At 37.9% G+C, this 1,933-nt stretch carries 1 protein-coding gene; it reads right to left on the bottom strand.

The window, feature by feature from the left end; all coding sequences use genetic code 11:
• Positions 1 to 250: 250 nt before the first annotated feature.
• Positions 251 to 1,564, bottom strand: coding sequence for a S41 family peptidase (locus PSH54_RS20455; RefSeq protein ID WP_273606999.1), 1,314 nt, complete (start codon positions 1,562 to 1,564; stop codon positions 251 to 253).
• Positions 1,565 to 1,933 lie beyond the last annotated feature (369 nt).

Below are 1,933 nucleotides of genomic sequence, written 5' to 3'. Positions count from 1 at the left end.
GTTTAAAAGTACGCGAACTTACATCGTTTGCATTAAGTAACCGTGGTGTAGCCCGCATGATGGCCAAAAAAGACACCGCAGGCCTTTCAGATTTATACGAAGCGTATCAAATCTCTAAAAACTCACTGGTATCTCATAATTTAACGCGTGCTAAAGAAGATTTATCGTTATAAAAACGTTTTATAACGCGATAAAAAAGCCGATGAAGGGATAACCCTGCATCGGCTTTTTTTGTATGCAATTAAAAGGGTTATATCGTGTTTTTATCGAATAGACCAAAATTGTTATAAAGCGATTTTTGTTTAGGTAACTGGCTTGTTTGAGTTGTTGAGCAACTATTATTAGTTAACAAGTATAGAGCCTCGCTTAGAAGAGGATCTTTGGTATCGCCCCAATCAGAATTAATGGTATCTTCGGCGTAACAATCTGCAGGTAAACCATCAAAGTAATCACCATAGCCAGCTGAGTTAGTCATTTTAAAGTTTATGGCAAACACAACGTGGTCACAAAGTTGATTAATATCCATGCCAACAGGCTTTCCTCCTGTGCTTGTGCCAACTACTTGAACATCAATGTAAGGTTCTAGCGCATTTATTACCACTTCGCTGGCAGACAATGTTTGTTCAGTGGTAAGTATTACTACACGAGGTAAATTTAGGCGTGGTTGATTATTATTTAACTCGAAATCTACGCTGTTAGTTTCACGGTTTTTATTATATTCGTAATTAAACATAGGCTTGCCAAGCACGTTCTCGGCAGCAATTTGGCTTGCTAGTTGTTTAGCTACATTAAGGTAACCGCCCCCGTTATAGCGTAAATCAAGTACTAGTTCTGAAACGTCCTCTTGCTCGAATAACGAAAATGCGTCATCTAAGTCTGGCGCACTGCGTTCAATAAAACTATTAAAGGCCAGGTAGCCAACCTTACCTGTATTAGATTCTAATATGCGGGCGTCTAAAATAGTGTTTGTGCTAACCGTTGCGCGTGCCATAGTGCCGGTTTGTTCTTCACCGTTTAAATCTATCCACGTTACGTCTACTGTATAGCCTTCTTCTTCAGGCCCCAATAAGGCATCGTAGTCAAACGTATTGTTGGTTATTGCTTCTTCAATATTTACGCCATTCATTTTGGTGATTAATGAGCCTCTGGTTAACCCCATAGCTGCTGCATTACCATCGTCAAATACATACTTTACAAGAAGACCGTTAGATTCTATTTTGTTTGCTAAACCATAACCAAAATAACTCGCGTTAAGGTATCGGTCTTCATATTCTTGTGCAGTGACTACATAACTGTATTTATCTAATTCTACTTGCGATTTAACTTCGGTCATTAAATCGCTTAATGAGTCAAATGTAGATGGGTTTGTTGAAGTATTTAGCTGTTCACTCCAAAGGTAATCTGTTTGAAGGTAGTCCCAAAGGGCTTCGTTTTGTGCTGTTTGACTAGCACATACTGCAGGGTCGGAACTTATAATATCGCCTTCGTTCTCTGAGGAGCCGCCACATGCACAGAGTAATAAAATTGAGCTAGATAAAATTATATTTTTTGTTTTTTTAATCATGACAATCCTTGTAAATACTGGGTTAATTAACAAAGTTACAACACTAATGCTTTTTTGGCAATAGGTAACCATTGTGTAAATTGTTGAGTTTATTTAAGTTTATTTATAGCTTTTAGTCGGCCAACCTTCGCCTGTAAAAGAAGGGTAGGCTAAGTCTATAAGTTAGATTTTCTCACTTATTAGGTTTGTTTTTATCGTTTGTCGGGGCAAGAGGATTTATCTAAAGTTAAGTTGTCGGCAACAAGTACGACTAACCAAACAGGAAGATAATCATGAAACGTACACTTTTAAAAACCATCGCTCTTGGCTCATTATTAACTTGCTCAGCTGCTGCAATGGCTGATCAAAGTGACTACAAATTAATGGTTA

The organism is Pseudoalteromonas sp. Angola-30 (assembly GCF_028599215.1).
In the GTDB taxonomy this organism is placed as follows: domain Bacteria; phylum Pseudomonadota; class Gammaproteobacteria; order Enterobacterales; family Alteromonadaceae; genus Pseudoalteromonas; species Pseudoalteromonas atlantica.
The sequence above is the reverse complement of the archived record's forward strand: the minus strand, read 5'-3'. Positions and strand labels throughout refer to the sequence as shown.